Here is a 16,511-nt window from a genome sequence, read left to right on the forward strand (position 1 = left end):
CAGCCGAGCTGGTGGTCGAGGAGATTCTTGTTGAGCATCAGGATGCTGTGCTGCCTGATGCCATCCCGTTTGCCTGGTGTTGCCCCGTCTCCGGTCCATGGGTTGTTCGACAGAGAGGGGTTCAGTCGGCTTGTTCGATGCTCACTGCCCAGGTGCCGTGACGCTACGGGCTTCTGAGCCGGCCTCGGAATATGTGCCCTTCACCGGTATCCGCATTCGCTAACGGGTCTGGTCGCGCAGTTCGGGTCGTGCCGGTCAAAACTCAACGGTGCGCGTTCGCTAGATCGTCGAGTACCGACGCCGCACGCGCGGCGCCGTCACCGGGTGACCATCGGCTCCACTCGGTGCCGCCGTGGATCTTCGCTCGCTCCAGCACGCGTGGCCATTGTTCCGGCTCGGGCCAGTCTGGCCTGACGACGGCAATGCCGGCTTGGTGAAGCATCGCAGCGGTGGCATGCTGCTCGTTGTGTGGTCGTTCCTGGGGGATCACTACGGCAGGCCGCCGGGCTGCGGCTACCTCGGCAAGCGCGTTCTGACCGGCGTGGGTGACGACAACGTCGGTGGCGCTCAACCTGGACCAGACGTCGTCCACCCAGCCGTGCCAGGTCAAGTTGGGGAGATCCGCCGCGCCGGAGGCGGGGGGCCCGAGAACATCCCAATGCCATTCGGGGGTGGCCGCCGCCGCAGCACCCACGTCCTGTGCTCTGATGTCCAGCCCACCTGAGCCCCACAGGGCGAGGACTCGTCGGCCGGGTTCGGGCGTGGCCGGGGGCCGGCCGTCATATCGCGAGAGGGCGCCTAAATGAACGGTTTTGTCAAGCCATCGCCGAGGCCACGTCGATGCCGCGAAATGGGGCCATGGCGCCAGCAGCCGCTCGGCGAGATCATAAGCGAGCCGGTGCGGCCGGTCGTCGCGGTCACCTGGCTGCGCGATGACGACGACGGGAATCCCGTGCAGGCGCGCAAAAACCGACACTTCGACTGATACGTCGACGACCATGACCCGGATCTCGCCCTTGGCGAGCTCCTTCCCGATGAGTCCCATCCGGTCACGCAGCCCCGTGTGAGCGGATGGGACCCAGTGCAGCGTTCCGCCTGCGGTGATATCGGTAGCCGCGGAGTCGATGGCGTCGGCGTCGTCGGGAAGCTGGATCCATCGGCCGGTCCACCCATTTGGCGCCGGCTTGGTGGAAAAGCCGATGACCGGAGTCTTCGCCTCGGCGGCGATCGCGGCGGCCCGATGGATGTGGCCGGCACCAAGATGATGTGCGTAGTAGCCGATCATTCGCCCGGAACTGCCGTCTTGGTCGACTCCTCGGCCAACAGTTTCCGCGGGGACGATTCGCGCCACAACAGGAACAGGGCGACAGTGCCCAAGCTTATGAGAGTGGAAATCACGCCGGCGATGATCAGGAGGGTGTGTTCTCGGATCAGGGACCAGCCGACGACCAAGGCCACGAGTGAGCTACCCATGAACACTGATCGGACACCCCAGTACCCGAGCATGCCGAACCGGAGCGGATTCCTCCGGACGAACCCTTCCCAGCCCAATGCCCCGCCCCCGCGGTGTGGTTCGAAGTCTTGCGAAAGGTACAGGGCGCACCGGCTGATCGCATGTGCGTGATTGAGCCAAGTAATGCCGAGGATGAGCGCCGGCACCGGGTAGACGAAAGCCAAGCCGGAACTTCGTGTCTGGACGGCCACACCGAGCACGGCGCCTACGGTCACCACGGCAAGCGAAACAAGCTGTGACTGGAGCTCGATGAGTTTGATGATTTCCGAGCGTAGGCCCACATATTCTGCCACGACCAGCGCGTCGTGACGGGGAGCGTCGGCGTCCGGATCCCTGTCTGCATCTGTCACTCGATCACCCTAGCCCAGCTGTTCCGAGCGCCCTTTCCAGGGAAAGCGCATGGGTGGTGAGCCTGGCTGCGTCTAAAGGAACTTCTGTCGAGTGCTCGGTCCGACAGCCGACCAGGACAAGGGCTGGCAATTCTGCGCCGCGGAGTACCAAAACCTTCGTCGATCAGGCAGTCGTGGAGTTCGATCGCAACGGTGCTGGTGATGTTCGCCAGATCGAGCCGACCAGCGATGCGGACTCCGCGCACTCGTAGCCTGTGAGGATCGGGGTCAGGCGCTAACCGTTCCCGGAGAACTTTCCTCACCACCGACGCCCGCACGGTTCGTGACGCGCCCCAGGCGTGCGTCGCAGCCTCATCGATGGCCTGATCACCGGCCAGGTCAAGCACTAGCTCCCGCCCGACGTGATCGACTAGCTCACGTTCGACCGGTTTCAGCACATCGTGTTCGTCATCCAAAGAAGCCACGGCCGTAAGGTCGTTGGTTCAGCATCAGCGTTACTTTGCCCCGGACGTGCTGGTGACGGGCTCGAGTAATCGTTAGGCGTAGGTCCCGCCACGGCTCCGGTGCCGTGAATCTGCGTTCAGCCATGTGCCCAACACGAAGAGTGTCGACCGACGCCAGCGTCGTCGACGGTATCGCGCTCCTGGTGGTTGTGGTCGCTGCTGGTTGCCCATTGCATAGCGGCCCAGGTGCTTCCTCGAGCCGTACCGGTCCCGGCCGATCGCGGGCCGAAGGATCGCGATGGTGTTGCCGAAGATCACGGCATATCCCCGCGGTGGAGCCGGTACCGATCGACCGCCCGTGTCCAGGCCGGCGGCATCGTCGCGGCTGGGCTGGCGAACGCCACGGATTCCCCGCCCACGGTCGTCGAGGTCGGGCCCGCTTGGACGGTGAGCAGGTAGCGCACTTCGCCGATGACCGCCTCCGAAATGTCCTCCGGAATGGCGTCGTACCCGCGGGTGTAGACGACACGGACTGCGTCCAGTTCGTCCGGCCATCCGGGCTCGCGCAATGGTGGTCCAAGAGGACTCGAACGCGGAGCGGCATGGTTTTTCCGGCCGTTCTTCGGCAGTCAAGTGTTCCTTTGAAAGTGACCCGTCCGGGTGGCGTTTGCCCGACAGGGCAGCCGATGGTGCCCATTGTGACGCCCCGGCAGATCGGCGAGCCCCGAACAGTGTGACGGTATTGTGCTGTTCTGCGGGAACGTGCGTGAAGTTCGATCTCCGGCAATTCACGTTGGCGAGGTGTCGCATTCATGAATGAGCGCGAAGTCGACAGGCAACGACTCGGGTCGTCCGGTCCGGCCCGCGACCGGAGCACTCGTCCCCGGGCCACGGAAGACAAGCTCCCGCCCGGTGTGCTGCCGGGCGTGGCGAACTTGGCGAACCTGCAACGCCTCGCCGGGAACAAAGCCGTCACCGCTTATCTCGGGGCGAAGAAGCCCGGGCTCACCGTCCAGCGCGACGTCAACAAGCGAGGTACCTTCGCAGGCTGGGGCGGGACGAACGACAGCAGCGTGATGGTCAACGCCAACGCGTCCGTCGACGTCGCCGACGGGAACCGCTCGGTCAGTCATCCGGCCTGGTTCCTCAGCAACGCCACGGAGACGGTCGAAGTCGATCCCGGAGCGACGGGAACCGTGCTGCTCCGGCTGCCCTGGTATTGGCACCACCACGGCATCGTCCAGGAACCCGGCCGGCTCTACGGCACGAACGAACGGCACATCCACGCCGGTGGTGGTCCCATCGACTATTGGGTTTCGGCGCCCTTCACGGTGACACCGGAAGGCCGAGTGGCCTTCGTCAACACCACTCCCGGCGGCACGATCGGTGCCGCCGGGTACCTCGAAGGGGTTCCGACCATCACTTCACGAGACGGCGAGAATTCCGGCACTCTGACGGTCAGCGTCGTCTTCCGGGCGCTCCAGTCCACCACCACGACGGACACCGGAACGAGGACGACGACCACCACGCTCACCGGATCGGGGACCGGAGCCGCCTCCCCGGGCGGAGTGGGGGGATCAGTGACCACGGGCGGCAGCTACGCGGTGAGCGAGGCCAATTCGCACGCGGTCGGAATGACGGTGAGCGGCACCACCTCGGTCACATGCAGCTTCGCGGTCAACCTCCGGGTGCGGATCCCGCCGAAGATCACGAAGATGAAGACCATCTTCTATTCCGCCGAGGGCAGGTTCAGGTCCGGAAACGACGGCATTCTGGGGGTGAACGAGTGGTGGGCGTCCCTCCCGGCGCCGGTGCGTGAATTGATCGTTTCCGGGCGGAAACCGGTGCGGATCACCGGCCGGGCGAGCCAGACCGGTAGCCCGGAGCGGAACGAGCGGGTAATCGCCGGCCGCATCGACGACGTCACCAGGCGCCTGCACAACGTCGCGGGCCGGATGGAAGTCGTGCCCGACAGCGAGTTCACCGTGCCCAACGAGCGGTCGGTCGTGATCAGGGTCGAGTACACCGCCGCCGAGGCGCGGGCCGGGGGAGCGGGATCCCCGTGATCCTCGCCGTCTGAAGCGTCCGAGAACTCTGGCGGGCCGGGAAGCCGATTCCTTCCCGGTTGCCGAGGTCTCCCTGTCGATGGTGCGGCCCTGCGAAACGGCCGCTCCGAAGGAACCGACCGACAAGGAGAACCGATCGCCGTGATGCCCCTGAAGGCATCGTCCGGCGCAACGGCGTCTGGCACGACTCCGCTTCCTCGAACGCCGCGGTCCTGTCAACTAGCCACGGGATCCGCGCGCACAGGTCCGGCACGTGCTGAATCAACTTATTACGTCCCACACCAAAACCTCGGTGAAGACTGTGGGTTGGAGATCTGGGTGCGGGTCTGTCAAACCCAGGCGGCGTCCGCGGCACCGACGATGACGCCTCCGCCGGTGCCGAGCACCGCCGCGGCCCCGATTCCCAGGCCGCGCATGGTGAGGTGCCGACCGAGCAGGGTGCCGACGATACTGCAGGCAGCGGATCCGGTGACGTTGATGACGCAGACTTGACGGGCGGATTGCCGTGCGCGATCGAACCCGCGGTGGCGGTTCTGTCGAGCGGCTTCCACCAACCGACGTTCCCTTCAGGCGTGACAGTCGAGAAGCTGTGTCTTTGGCGAGTCCGCTCGCTCCGTCGTCAACTCTGCCGCGCCACGTTTCGCCTTGCTCTCGATAACCCGCCCCTCGCGGCGGGAGGCCGAACTGCGGTTAACCGGCCTGCGCTGGTTCGAGGAACTGCCGCGAGGCGGCCACTTCGCCGCCCTGGAACAGCCGGACTCGTTGATCGAGCAAGTGCGCGGATTCTTCCGCCTCTCCCGCTGACCGGCCGTCGCATCTCCCGGAAACAGCCTGGCACGCGGATCAGGACAGCGTTCCGACACGCTCCTCACCCGCGACCACGGTCAACCGGACCTTCGTCCGCAACAACGAGTCTGCGCTTTCGGCGAACGGATCATGGTCCAGCACCACGAAGTCCGCCGCCAGCCCCGGTGTCAGGCGCCCGGTCAATCCCTCCCACCGACACGAGTACGCGGCGTCTCGTGTGCCGTGCGCGAGCGCGTCGGCCAAGGGCAGGGCGTACTCGGGGATGTTGGGCGGCAGCCCGGGGTCGGCCGCCGATCGCCGGGTGGTGGCGATGAACATGTTCGGCAGCGGCGGGTGGGGTGCGGTCGGTGCGTCGGAGCCGAACGCGAGCACCGCGCCGGCGGCGGTCAGCTCCGGCCACGGATACCCGCGCCGGACCCGGTCGTCGCCGAGCATCGCCCGCCAGTTGTCCTGGATCGCCGGGTCTGCGTGCACCGGCTGCATGGACGCGACCACACCGAGCCGGGCGAGTCGCCGTACGTTCTCCTCGGTCACCACCTCGACGTGCTCGAGGCGGTGCCGCCGGTCGCGCGGCCCGTTGACCTCGATCGCGTGCTCCAGTGCGGAAAGTGCGATGTCCGATGCCTCGTCGCCGATCGCGTGCAGCGCCACCTGCAACCCGGCCGCGTCCGCGGCCGCCACGACAGGAGAAAGCGCGGCCAGGTCCCAGATCGGCTCGGGGTGGCTGCCTTCGGCGAACGGGGCCTTCATCGCGGCCGTGCAGCTGTCGATCACGCCGTCCACCAGCAGCTTGATGCCGGTGACCCGCAGCCACGGCCCGGACAGCCGCCCGGCCAGTTCCGCCGCCTGCCGGACCTGCCGCAGGTCGTCCTCGGTGCGGCCGGTCCGTTCGATCAGCCAGTGCCCTGCCACTCTGAGCGGCAACCGGCCGCCGCTGCGGGCCAGTGCCCGCTCCAGCGCGTCCAGATCGTCCTGCCCCAGCCCCATGTCCACCGCGCCGGTCACCCCGTCGGACAGGTACCGCTCGAACGCCGAGGCCAGTGCGGCGTCACGCTCGTCGTCGCTGCGCGCCGCGTCGAGGAAACGCCGCGCCAGTTGCAACGAGGCCGCCTCGTACAGCATGCCGTCCGGCTCGCCCGCCTCGTCGTGGCCGATCCGGCCGCCGATCGGATCGGGGGTGTCCGCGGTGATCCCGAGCTCCCGCAGCGCGGCGCTGTTGACCCACGTCGAGTGCAGGTCGTTGGCGACGAGGTAGACCGGCCGGTCCGGCACGGCGGCGTCGAGCAGGCCCCGTTCCGGGCCGCGTCCGTCCAGCGCGCCGAACAGCCAGCTTCGGCCAAGGACGCGCGGCGCATCGAGGTCGGCGTCCGCTGCCTCCCGGACCTTGGACTGGATCTCGGCGACGTCGGCGGCGTCGAACAGGTCGACCTGCCGCAGTGCCTCGCCCATCCCCAGCAGGTGGGTGTGCGCGTCCACGAAACCGGGCAGCACGAACGCCCCGCCCAGGTCCACCAGCCGCGCGCCGTCTGCCATCCCGTCCGCCGTCGCGGTGTCGCCGACGAACTCGATCGACTCCCCTCTCACGATCATGGACTCCGCCCACGCGGGCTCGTCGGCGGTGAAGATCCGGCCGCCCCGGTAGTGGACGCGTTCCGGCTTGCTCATGTCACTCCTTGGGTGAAGGGTCGAACGACGAACGCATCGCGATGACGTAGATCAGCGCCGGGACGATCAGCCCCACCGGCAGCGACAGGTCGATCCCGCCTGCCAGCTCGGCAAGGAACCCGATGTGCACACCGGGCACGGCCAGGCACTCGACGGCGAGCGCGGCGCCCACCACCAGCGCGGCGAAACCAGCCCAGTTGACCCCGCCCCGGTACCAGAATGGACCGCCCCGGCGAAGGTCGCCGAGCGCGTGGCCGTCGTACCGGTTGCGCCGCAGCAGCACGTCGGCGACGTAGATGGCCATGATCGGAGCCAGCACCGCCACCATCATCTGCAGCATCCGGCTGACCGTGTCCAGGAAGTTCGAGACCAGCAGCGCGTACATGGTCAGCAGGATGCTGACCGTGCCGTAGAACAGCACGCTGCGCGACCGGCGGATCCGCATCCCGATCGCCTGGAGCGCCAGCCCCGAGCTGTAGATGATCAGCGCGTTGTTGGCGATCGCGCCCAGGATCATGGCGATCAGGAAGACCGGGGAGAACCAGCCCGGCAGCACGCCGGTGAGTGCGGTCTGCGGATCGCTCATGTCCAGCGCTGTGGCGGCTATCGCGCCCAGCGCGGTGCACAGCACGCTCGGCAGGTACGCGCCCGCCGCCGTCCAGCCGACGATGGCCGACGGCTTGGTGGTGCGCGGCAGATAGCGGGCGAAGTCGGCGCTGGTGCTGTAGGACAGCGGGGCGGAGGAGACCATGGCCAGCCCGGCGGCCAGCGCCGCCACCAGGTCGAGCCCCTGGAGCTCCTGCGGTGGCCGGTGACTCCAGTCGGCGTCGCCGAGCACGAAGAACGCCAGTACCGCGAACACCGCCGCGAGCACCACGGCCAGCGGCAGGTACAGCTTGATGATCGTGGCGTGCCCGTAGACGCTGATCACCAGTGTCACCGCCGCCACGCCGACGATGACCAGCGCCTTGCCCATCGTGTCGAGTTCCAGGCCGAACCTGGTGCACAGGCTGAACGCCGTCACCGACGCCGCCGAGAGGCTCAGCGCCACGTAGCACACGGAGATCAGCGACCCGTTGAACGTGACCAGCACCCGGTTGCCGCGAACGCCGTAGATGGCACGGGTGATGACCGAACTCGGCGTGCCGGCGGCCGGGCCGCTGACCGAGATCAGCCCGACCAGCAGCCAGAACAGGTTGCCGACCAGGATCATGCCGAGCGCCTGCCACAGGCTCAGGCCCAGCACCACGAGCGCGCCGCCGACCACGAGGCTGAGGTAGCTGACGTTCGGCGCGGCCCACACGCCGAACAGATCGCGCGCCCGGCCGTGCCGCTCCTCGTCGCCGATGACGTCGATACCGTGCGTCTCGATACGGGTGGCCTGGGCGGAGGCGGGTTCGGGTGCGGCGGGCGGTTCGGGCACCGCCCGGCTTTCGGGGTCTTGGATCACGGCGGGGGCCTCCAGCGGTGTCCGCTACGTATTGGTGAACCCGCGTCCGCGATCGACGTCGGCAGGGCGTGCCCTGCCACCGCCCACAGGCTCTGAGATGTGGGTCACGGGGTGTGGGGACGGTAGGGCGGGCCGCCCGGCCGCGTCGATGGACGCGGGGTTGAACTTTTCGCGTGGCTGTGGACACTGCGTCCATGCCGCTGACTGTCGCCGACCTGCTCGCTCTGCGCGATCTCCGCCTGACCCTGATCGCTGGGGAGGGCGGCCGCGACAGGGTGATCGAAGCCGCGCACGTCTCGGAGCTGGCCCGCCCCGGCGAGTGGCTGCACGGCGGGGAACTGCTGATGACGGCCGGTGTGGTGCTGCCGACGGACCGTCGGTCCTGCCGGGGATTCGTGGGGGACGTCGTCGAGGGCGGCGCGGCGGCGCTCGCGTTCGGCGTCGGCCACGGCCAGCCGCACCGGGAGCCGCCCCGTGAGCTGGTGGCCGCCGCCGAGGCCGCCGGGCTGCCGCTGCTCGTGGTGCCGGACGAGGTGCCGTTCATCGCGGTCACCAAGGCGGTGTTCGCCGCGCTGGCCGCCGAGGACCGGCGCGCACTGGAGCACACCGTCGACGTGCAACGCAGACTGACCGTCGCCGCGACCTCGGGCGGTGGCCTGAACGCGATCCTCAAGGTGTGGCTGCACGCGACCGGTCGCGCCGCCGTGGTGACCGACTTGCTCGGCCGCGAACTGGTCGCCGTCGGCGAGTCCGCGCCCGCCCTGCTCGCCGCCGGGCGCACCGTGCTGGACGAGGTCGGCGGCCGCGGGCTGCTGGGCAGCGCGTCGGTCGCGGTGAACGGGCTGACCGTGGCCGTGCGGCCGATCGGCGCCCGGCGGCTGCGCGGGCACGTGCTGCTTGCCCGGCCGCCCCAACCGCAGCCGGGCACGTTGGACGCCGCGCTGGTGTCGCTGCTGACGCTGGAGCTGGAACGCAGGCACCTTGCCGACGAACCGCGACGGCGAGCCGGTGCGGAGGCGCTGGCCCGGCTGCTGGACGGGCTGCCCGACGACAAGGCCGAGTCCCTGCTGGACACGTTCAGGCTGGCCTCGCCCTCGGTGCGGGGCCTGGCGGTGGTGGCCGGGGTGGGGGAAGCGGACGACCTGGCCGCCGATCTCGCGCTCGTGCTGCCAGGTGGTCTCGTGCGATGGTCCGAGGACACCGTGGAAGCGCTGGTCGTGGACGAAGTGGACGTGATCGCGCTGCTCGACCGGTTCGCTCCGCAGCGCCCGGCGGGCGTCGGCGCGGCACTGCGGCCGGGTTCGGCGGCCGTCTCGCTGCGGCAGGCGCGGGCACTGCTGGCCACCAGCGCGCGCCTTGGCCGTCCCGCCGAGGCCGGGGAACACAGCCCCAGCAGACTGCTGCTCACCCTGGGGCCGCCGGAGCTGCTGGCGTCGTTCGCCGACACCGTGCTGGCGCCGGTCGACGCCGCCGATCAGCGGGGGCAGCTGCTGGCCACGTTGCGGGCGTGGCTGGACGCCAACTCCGCCTGGGACGTCACGGCGCAGCGCCTCGGCGTGCACCGGCACACCGTGCGCAACCGCATCGACCGGATCGAGCAGCTCACGGGCCGGACACTGACGACCGCGTCCGCGCGCTACGAGTTGTGGCTCGCGCTGGAGGCCCGGGACGCGCTCGCCTACGTCGAGACCGGTCGTGTGGGTGCACCGGATTCGTCACCGCGTCCACATTGATCGGCCGAATTGGACTTCGCGTCCATCGACCGGTGCGGGGCGTCGCACGTACGTTGCCGTGCACGCTGACAGAAGGCAGGTGTTCGATGGTTTCTCCGGAAGTCGATGTCGTCATCGTGGGCGCGGGATTCGCCGGGCTGACGGCCGCACGCGATCTCGGCGCGGCAGGGCGGACAGTGCGTGTGCTGGAAGCGCGCGACCGGATCGGCGGCCGCACCTGGTACCGGACCGACCTGTTCGACGGGGTCGGACTGGAGATGGGCGGCACGTGGATCGTCCCCGAGCAGACCTTCGTCACCGAGGAGGTCGACCGCTACGGGATCGCGGTCAGCGACAGCGAACTACCCGCCCGGATGACCTGGTCCGACCGGGGCCGCGTGCTGGAGTCGCTGCTGCCGGTGCCGCCCGCCGAACTGGAGGACCTGGAACTCGCGGTCCGCGCCCTGATCGCCGCCGGCGCGCGGCTCGACGTGGACCGCCCGTTGGCCGGACAGGGTCTGGCCGACCTCGACGTGCCGATCCGCCAGTGGGCCGACGAAGCCGGTTTGAAGGGCAACGCTCGGGAACTGCTGATCTCCTGGTTCTGCGGATGCGGCAACGCCTCGGCCGACACCGGCTCCGCACTGGACGTCCTGCGCTGGCTCGCCGCCATGGGCAACTCCGTCTGGGGCATGGTCCGGGCCAGCGTGCTCGGCCGGACCTTCGACGACGGCACCGCCTCGCTCGCCACGGCGCTGGCGGAAGACAGCCGTGCGGACATCCTGCTGAGCACGCCGGTGCGGTGGGTTCGCCAGGAGGCGGACCACGTCGTCGTCGGACACGACGGCGGAGAAGTCACGGCGCGGCGAGTGCTGGTCACCGTTCCCCTCGGCGTGCAGCGGCATATCGAGTTCACGCCCGCGCTGTCCCCGGCGAAGCTGGCCATCTCCACCGAGAACCATGCCGGGCAGGGGCAGAAGATTTGGGCGCTGGCCCGCAACGTGCCGGACGACCTGAGCGGATACGGCTGGGGTACCAGGTTCGACTACGTAGGCGCGATGTACACGGTGCCCGATGGTGTGGTGCTGGTGTGCTTCGCGCCCGAGCACGACCGGGTGGACGGGCACGACGTGGCGGACGTGCAGCGGGCGGTGCGCGAGTTCGCGCCCGAGGCCGAGGTCGTCGCCGCGACCACGTACGAGTGGGTGGACGACGAGTGGTCGCGTGGCACCTGGACGACGTTCCGGGCCGGGCAGATCTCCCGTTACGAACGGGATCTCGCCGTGCCGGAGGGCTTGGTGCACTTCGCCGGGGCCCACACCGCCCAGCGGTGGCCGGGTTTCATCGACGGTGCGATCGACAGCGGTCGCCGCGCCGCCGCCGAGCTGCTGGCGGTGCTGTGAGGACCCGGCAGGGCCCGTCGACGCCCTACGCGAACAGGAAACGGTCAACCTGAGAAGCGATGATCGCGTGCCGATAGGCGAACGTCGCCGGCACGTTCTGCTCAACAGAGGATCGATCAGTAGCCGGAAGTTTCACGCGGCCGACGTGCCAGGTGCGTCCTCCCAGGACGGCGAGGCCGAGGATCCCGAGCCGCACCGTTTGTTGCTGTCGGCGAGGACTCCCAGAAGGAGAGTGCTATTGAGAGGTAAGGCGAACGTGACGCCCTAGAGCTGGCGACGGAGCGAGCGGACTAGCCGAAGACACAGCTCTCGGTGGTAGCGCTCGAGACCCGCTGGGTCGGGTCGCTGGTCGCCCTCACCCCGAGTGAGCGAACGAAGCTGGGGGAGTGGTTCCCGCACCTGCAGCGGGGTCCGGTAGGCGCGCGGCAAGGACATCTGTCGTTCGCGTTGCTGGTCTACGCCTCCGCCTACGTCAAGTGCTACTACCCGGCGGCGTTCGCCGGACTCGCCTCCGCCAGCCGCGACACCCACCTGCCCGGCATCGCCTCCGGCCTCGATGCCCCCGCCCTCCCTGGCATGACCGCCCTCGAGATCACCACCACCGACCTGCGGGCCACCGGCATCTCCCCGGATGAGCACCCCATGCAGTACCTGCGCGAATACCTCGACGGCCGCGGCGCGCTCACCGCTGCCGCCGTCACCGGCGCGGGTAACGGCGCCACGGTCTGGGTCACCGGAGCCGTCACCCACCTACAACGCCCAGCCACCGCCGGCGGCATCACCTTCCTAAACCTCGAAGACGAAACCGGCATGCTCAACATCGTCGTGACACAACGTCTCTGGAATCGGGAACACAAGGTCGTGCGCAATTCACCCGCGCTGCTTGTCCACGGCGTCATCCAATCCCACCACGGCGTCACCAGCCTCGCGGCTGACCACTTCGAATCACTGGACCTGCGCGGACTCGCCACAACATCGCGTGACTTCCGGTGACGGCGTACAGGATCCCTTAGGGCATGTAGGGTCTCACGAATGATGTCATGATCTCATCAATCGTGTCGTATGATGTCATTTACGACATTCTCGTGAGGTTTCGTGCGGAGAGTTCGGGTTCGTTCTCAGTGGAGTTTTCGGAGTCTCACCGGTCACGTGAATCGTCCCATCAAGGGTGTCGAATCTCATCCGCCACCGCAGGTTGTCGACTGTCGACACACGCGATTCGCGCTATGCCTCAGCGCACTTGTCGCAGTACTGGTTAGAGTAGACACGCGGAGTCGTGCTTTCCGGCGCGTCAACAGAGATGCTGGCGATCAGGCGGCGGTTCAGCTTTGAGATGTAGCCCTAATGTGGCCAGGCAACTCGCCTTCGACGAGGAAGCATCATTCCTCACTAACGCCATCAGGATGTCTACCAGTCCTCGAGGCAAGCGCTGACCGCGTATCCCTCCTTGATTCCGTCGCGATCGACCTCGATCGCGACGGAATCCAACCGTTGCCGTTGGGTACTCCGCACGCGGTGTAGCGGCCACCCAGCACAAGCGGAAAACAGGCGTAATCCACGCCTTTGCACACCCTGGCGACGTGTTACCCGTCGAGCGTCAACGAATGTCGACCCTGCCGTACACCAACCACTCACCCGGCCCGCAGGTGAATCCGCTGAAGTCGCCCCACGTATTGGCAGGTCCGGTGAACTTCACGCGGCCGTACCTGGGAATTGATCGGGTACCGTCGGTGCATTCCCCCTCGGCCGAGTACGAAGTACCCCAGATCCAGGATCTGCACCTGACCTTGTAGCTGTTCGAGCTCCACAGCTCTCCGCATACCGGTGCGGCGGAGACAGCAGCCGTGGTACGGGTAGGTGCGGCGACCGCCGGTTGCGTAGCAGACAGCACGGTGATCAGCGTGGTCACGGCCGTAGCGATGGTCATGCGTGTCTTCATTGCGCTCCGTTCTTCGAAGAGTTTCTTAAGGCCGTTACCGGCGCTCTGCCCTCGTTACCGAGGGGATGCCACGGCCGGTCCCAGCTGGAACATGGATCGACCAGGACAGATCCGTCTTGACAGGAGCCTCAGCCTGCAGATCCGGACGTGGTGAAACAGTGGACTCCTGAGTCATCGTGGCTTCACCGCGTTGTGGCAATCGTCTGATCAGCGGTCGTAAGGCGATGTGCGGGCGGAGTAGGAAGGGGCCTGGGGAGGTGGGCATCGTGGGGACAGAGCTGCGTGTGCTCGGGCAGGTCGAGCTGCGGGTTGATGGCCGGGTGGTGGAGGTCGGTCACGCGCGCCAGCGCTGTGTGTTGGCGGTTCTGCTGGTGGAGGCGAACCGGGTCGTCACGATGGAGCAGCTGCTGGACCGTGTGTGGGCGGATCGGTTGCCCTATAAGGCCCGCGCGGTGGCGAGCAATTACGTGTCGCGGCTACGACGGGTGCTGGCGGGTGAGGTCGCGGTCGTGCGGCGGGGTGGCGGGTACGTGCTGGAGGTGGACCCGGAAGCGGTGGACCTGCTCCGATTCCGTCACCTCGTACAGCAGGCCCGCGGCGCAGACGACGCGCGGGCGCTGGCGCTATTGGAGGAGGCAACAGGGCTGTGGCGAGGCGAGCCGTTTGCCGGGTTGGACACCCCGTGGCTGGCTGCTGTGCGCGCCGGTCTCGAGCGGGAACGCGTCGCCGCCCGGCTCGACCGCGTCGACGTCGCGTTGCGTTGCGGCCGGCATACCGAGGTGCTGCCCGAACTGTTCGCGCTGGCGGAACAGGAAGACACGGACGAACGCGTCGCCGCCCAATTCATATTGGCCCTGCACCGCGCCGGGCGCACCACCGACGCGCTGGCCCACTACCGGCAACTGCGTGCCCGGCTGATCGAGCAACTGGGCACCGAGCCCGGCACCGCACTACAGGTGTTGCATCAGCGCATCCTCGACACCGATCCCGCCCTCGCCCCACCCTCGACGGCGATCACGCGCGCAACAGCCCCGAAGGCGGAGCAGCCGACGCCCCGACAGTTGCCCGTGCCACCACGGGGGTTCACCGGCCGCGGCACCGAATTGGCCCGCTTGGACCACGCGCTGACCGCCGAACCGGAGGAGGACCCGATACCGTCGGGGACCAATTCGGGGACACCAGCCGCCGCCACGGTCATGATCTCGGCGATCGGCGGGGCGGGTGGTATCGGCAAGACTTGGCTGGCCCTGGCGTGGGCGCACGAGCGCATCGAGCGGTTCCCCGACGGGCAGCTATTCGTGGATCTGCACGGGTTCAGCCCCAGTGAAGAGCCGATGGCGTCAGCGGTGGCGGTGCGCGGATTCCTCGACGCTCTCGGGGTCGACCCCGGCCGGATCCCGACCAACACGGACGCACAAGCCGCGCTGTACCGCAGCCTGGTCGCGGGCCGGCGGATGCTGATCGTCCTGGACAACGCCGCCACCGCCAACCAAGTCGTCCCCCTGCTGCCCGGTAGCCCGTCCTGCACCGTGCTGGTCACCAGCCGGACTAGGCTCGCTTCCCTCATCGACCGGCACGGCACCCGGCACTTCACCCTGGGTGTGCTCACCCATGACGAGGCGCGCGCCCTGCTCGCCGCACGTCTCGGCGCAAACCGTGTCGCCGCCGAACCCGGCGCCATAGACGACCTGATCGACCTGTGCGAGGGCTACCCACTGGCCCTGTCGATCACCGCCCGCGACGCCGCCACCCGCCCGGCCATCCCGCTGGCCGAGGTGGCCGCCGAACTGCGCGAGCTCGGCCTCGAGATGCTCGACCACGAGACCGACCCCGCGGCCAGCCTGCCCGCAGTTCTGTCCTGGTCCCTGCACCGGCTCACCGACGAGCACCGCACGGTGTTCACACTGCTGGGCGTATCCCCCGGCCCTGACATCACCCTGCCCGCGGTCGTCGCCCTCACCGGCCTGCCGTCTGTCCGTGCACGCAAAGCGTTGTCGGCGTTGGAAGAGGCATCCCTACTCGAACGGCAGCCGCGCGGCCGGTACGCGATGCACGACCTGGTCCGTGCCTACGCCACCACCACCGCCCACGACCTGCCCGACAACATGCGGGAGATGGCATTGGTGCGAGTGCTGGACTTCTACCTGCACACCGCTTCCGCCGCCGGCCGTCTCCTGGAACCCTTCCGTGCACTCGTGCAGCCCGACCCGCCCGCGCCTGGCGTGCACCCGCACCCGCTGTCAGACGCCGCGGCCGCGTTGGCGTGGCTGGAGGCCGAGTACGCCACCCAGCTGGCCACCCAGCGCACCGCCGCCGCTCTGGATCGCCACCACGTCGTCTGGCACCTCGCCTGGGCGCTGGACACCTTCCTCTACCGGCGTGGGCACCGGCGCGACGCACTCACCGTGTGGCGAGCCGCGGTGGACGCCGCCGCACACCTGCCCGACCCCGCCATCCGCAGCCGGGCCCACCGGGGTCTCGGCTCCGCCTGTGCTCTGCTGGGCCTGCACGAGGAGGCCACCGGGCATCTGGACAGGGCCCTCGAACTGGCGATGCGCCACCACGACCCCACCGAACAGGCACACACCCACCGGGCGCTCGCGATCTCCTGGGAACTGCGGGGGGATGACCGGCGGGCCTTGGACCACGCCCGGCACGCCCTCGACCTCTACCGAGCCCTTGGCCAGCCGGTGCAGGAAGCCGACGCACTCAACGGGGTGGGCTGGTGCGCCGCGCGCCTGGGCGACTTCGACACCGCCCGCGACCACTGCCACGCCGCACTCACCTTGAATCGCCACCACGACCTCGAGGGCGAGGCGGCCGCCCTGGACAGTCTCGGCTTCATCGCTCACCGCACCGGCGACCACCAGCAGGCCCTCGATCACTATCACCAGGTCCTCATCTTGTTCCGCACCCTCGGCCACACCTACGAGGTCGCTAGCACCCTCGACCGCGTGGGCCACCCTCACACGGCCCTCGGACAGCACGAGCGGGCCAGCCAGGTATGGCTGGAGGCGCTGGAGCTGTACCAGGAGCAAGGCCGCGACGATGACGCCGCGCGTGTAAAACGGCAACTCGACGACCTTGGTCCGGCACTGGAGTCGATCAGGCCGTCGGGCCTGGACGAGACGACGTAGCGGGCGGGAAGTTCGGCATGCCGCGC

At 68.5% G+C, this 16,511-nt stretch carries 13 protein-coding genes and 1 pseudogene; 7 read left to right on the forward strand and 7 right to left on the reverse strand.

Annotated elements, in window-relative coordinates:
- Window positions 1–262: 262 nt before the first annotated feature.
- The 3 genes from BLW75_RS01365 to BLW75_RS01375 all read right to left on the reverse strand — a co-directional run bounded on the left by BLW75_RS01365 (window position 263) and on the right by BLW75_RS01375 (window position 2,875).
- Window positions 263–1,285: a glycosyltransferase gene (locus BLW75_RS01365; protein ID WP_034307896.1), complete on the reverse strand. Its 1,023-nt coding sequence runs from the start codon at window positions 1,283–1,285 to the stop codon at window positions 263–265.
- Window positions 1,282–1,863 (reverse strand): hypothetical protein, encoded by a 582-nt coding sequence (locus BLW75_RS01370; RefSeq protein ID WP_034307894.1) that lies wholly within the window; start codon window positions 1,861–1,863, stop codon window positions 1,282–1,284. The genes BLW75_RS01365 and BLW75_RS01370 overlap by 4 nt, the downstream gene beginning before the upstream one ends.
- Before the next feature lie 757 nt (window positions 1,864–2,620).
- Window positions 2,621–2,875, reverse strand: a complete 255-nt coding sequence (locus BLW75_RS01375; protein ID WP_091596489.1) for a hypothetical protein — start codon at window positions 2,873–2,875, stop codon at window positions 2,621–2,623.
- Between the two features lie 243 nt (window positions 2,876–3,118).
- On the opposite strand from BLW75_RS01375, the gene BLW75_RS01380 reads away from it, so the two are divergent.
- Window positions 3,119–4,372, forward strand: coding sequence for a hypothetical protein (locus BLW75_RS01380; protein WP_034307892.1), 1,254 nt, complete (start codon window positions 3,119–3,121; stop codon window positions 4,370–4,372).
- 329 nt (window positions 4,373–4,701) lie between these two features.
- Here the strand turns inward: BLW75_RS01380 and BLW75_RS01385 are convergent, their stop codons facing one another.
- Window positions 4,702–4,923: a hypothetical protein gene (locus BLW75_RS01385; protein WP_034307889.1), complete on the reverse strand. Its 222-nt coding sequence runs from the start codon at window positions 4,921–4,923 to the stop codon at window positions 4,702–4,704.
- Window positions 4,924–5,026: 103 nt separating this feature from the next.
- Between BLW75_RS01385 and BLW75_RS43325 the strand changes: the two are divergent.
- Window positions 5,027–5,176, forward strand: a pseudogene (locus tag BLW75_RS43325) (epoxide hydrolase); the annotation flags it as partial.
- Window positions 5,177–5,215: 39 nt separating this feature from the next.
- Here BLW75_RS43325 and BLW75_RS01390 read toward each other — a convergent pair.
- Together BLW75_RS01390 and BLW75_RS01395 are read right to left on the reverse strand one after the other, a co-directional pair.
- On the reverse strand, window positions 5,216–6,844 hold the full coding sequence (locus tag BLW75_RS01390) for an amidohydrolase (protein ID WP_034307886.1): 1,629 nt from the start codon (window positions 6,842–6,844) through the stop codon (window positions 5,216–5,218).
- A gap of 1 nt (window position 6,845) precedes the next feature.
- Window positions 6,846–8,294, reverse strand: coding sequence for a purine-cytosine permease family protein (locus BLW75_RS01395; RefSeq protein ID WP_241783391.1), 1,449 nt, complete (start codon window positions 8,292–8,294; stop codon window positions 6,846–6,848).
- Window positions 8,295–8,488: 194 nt separating this feature from the next.
- Between BLW75_RS01395 and BLW75_RS01400 the strand changes: the two genes are divergently transcribed.
- Window positions 8,489–10,027 (forward strand): PucR family transcriptional regulator, encoded by a 1,539-nt coding sequence (locus tag BLW75_RS01400; RefSeq protein ID WP_091596495.1) that lies wholly within the window; start codon window positions 8,489–8,491, stop codon window positions 10,025–10,027.
- An 86-nt stretch (window positions 10,028–10,113) separates the two neighbouring features.
- Window positions 10,114–11,409 (forward strand): flavin monoamine oxidase family protein, encoded by a 1,296-nt coding sequence (locus tag BLW75_RS01405; RefSeq protein ID WP_034307884.1) that lies wholly within the window; start codon window positions 10,114–10,116, stop codon window positions 11,407–11,409.
- Between the two features lie 25 nt (window positions 11,410–11,434).
- Here BLW75_RS01405 and BLW75_RS42655 read toward each other — a convergent pair whose 3' ends face one another.
- The gene (locus BLW75_RS42655; RefSeq protein ID WP_158005367.1) at window positions 11,435–11,605 is read right to left on the reverse strand and encodes a hypothetical protein; all 171 of its coding nucleotides are present in this window, start codon (window positions 11,603–11,605) and stop codon (window positions 11,435–11,437) included.
- A 116-nt stretch (window positions 11,606–11,721) separates the two neighbouring features.
- Here BLW75_RS42655 and BLW75_RS43330 point away from each other — a divergent pair, with 116 nt between their 5' ends.
- The 3 genes from BLW75_RS43330 to BLW75_RS01420 all read left to right on the forward strand — a co-directional run bounded on the left by BLW75_RS43330 (window position 11,722) and on the right by BLW75_RS01420 (window position 16,485).
- Window positions 11,722–12,402 carry an OB-fold nucleic acid binding domain-containing protein gene (locus tag BLW75_RS43330; RefSeq protein WP_091596498.1) on the forward strand — a complete coding sequence of 227 codons (681 nt, stop codon included), beginning with the start codon at window positions 11,722–11,724 and terminating at the stop codon, window positions 12,400–12,402.
- Between the two features lie 611 nt (window positions 12,403–13,013).
- Window positions 13,014–13,202: a hypothetical protein gene (locus BLW75_RS01415; RefSeq protein ID WP_034307882.1), complete on the forward strand. Its 189-nt coding sequence runs from the start codon at window positions 13,014–13,016 to the stop codon at window positions 13,200–13,202.
- A gap of 412 nt (window positions 13,203–13,614) precedes the next feature.
- Window positions 13,615–16,485, forward strand: a complete 2,871-nt coding sequence (locus BLW75_RS01420) for an AfsR/SARP family transcriptional regulator (RefSeq protein WP_241783389.1) — start codon at window positions 13,615–13,617, stop codon at window positions 16,483–16,485.
- Window positions 16,486–16,511 lie beyond the last annotated feature (26 nt).

This window comes from Amycolatopsis lurida, from assembly GCF_900105055.1.
GTDB classification, from domain to species: domain Bacteria; phylum Actinomycetota; class Actinomycetes; order Mycobacteriales; family Pseudonocardiaceae; genus Amycolatopsis; species Amycolatopsis lurida.

Bases quoted from the DNA above. Each gene is read 5' to 3' on its own strand.
- BLW75_RS01365 (WP_034307896.1), bottom strand. From the start codon at position 1,285: ATGATCGGCTACTACGCACATCATCTTGGTGCCGGCCACATCCATCGG.
- BLW75_RS01380 (WP_034307892.1), top strand. From the start codon at position 3,119: ATGAATGAGCGCGAAGTCGACAGGCAACGACTCGGGTCGTCCGGTCCG.
- BLW75_RS01390 (WP_034307886.1), bottom strand. From the start codon at position 6,844: ATGAGCAAGCCGGAACGCGTCCACTACCGGGGCGGCCGGATCTTCACC.
- BLW75_RS01400 (WP_091596495.1), top strand. From the start codon at position 8,489: ATGCCGCTGACTGTCGCCGACCTGCTCGCTCTGCGCGATCTCCGCCTG.
- BLW75_RS01405 (WP_034307884.1), top strand. From the start codon at position 10,114: ATGGTTTCTCCGGAAGTCGATGTCGTCATCGTGGGCGCGGGATTCGCC.
- BLW75_RS01415 (WP_034307882.1), top strand. From the start codon at position 13,014: ATGTCGACCCTGCCGTACACCAACCACTCACCCGGCCCGCAGGTGAAT.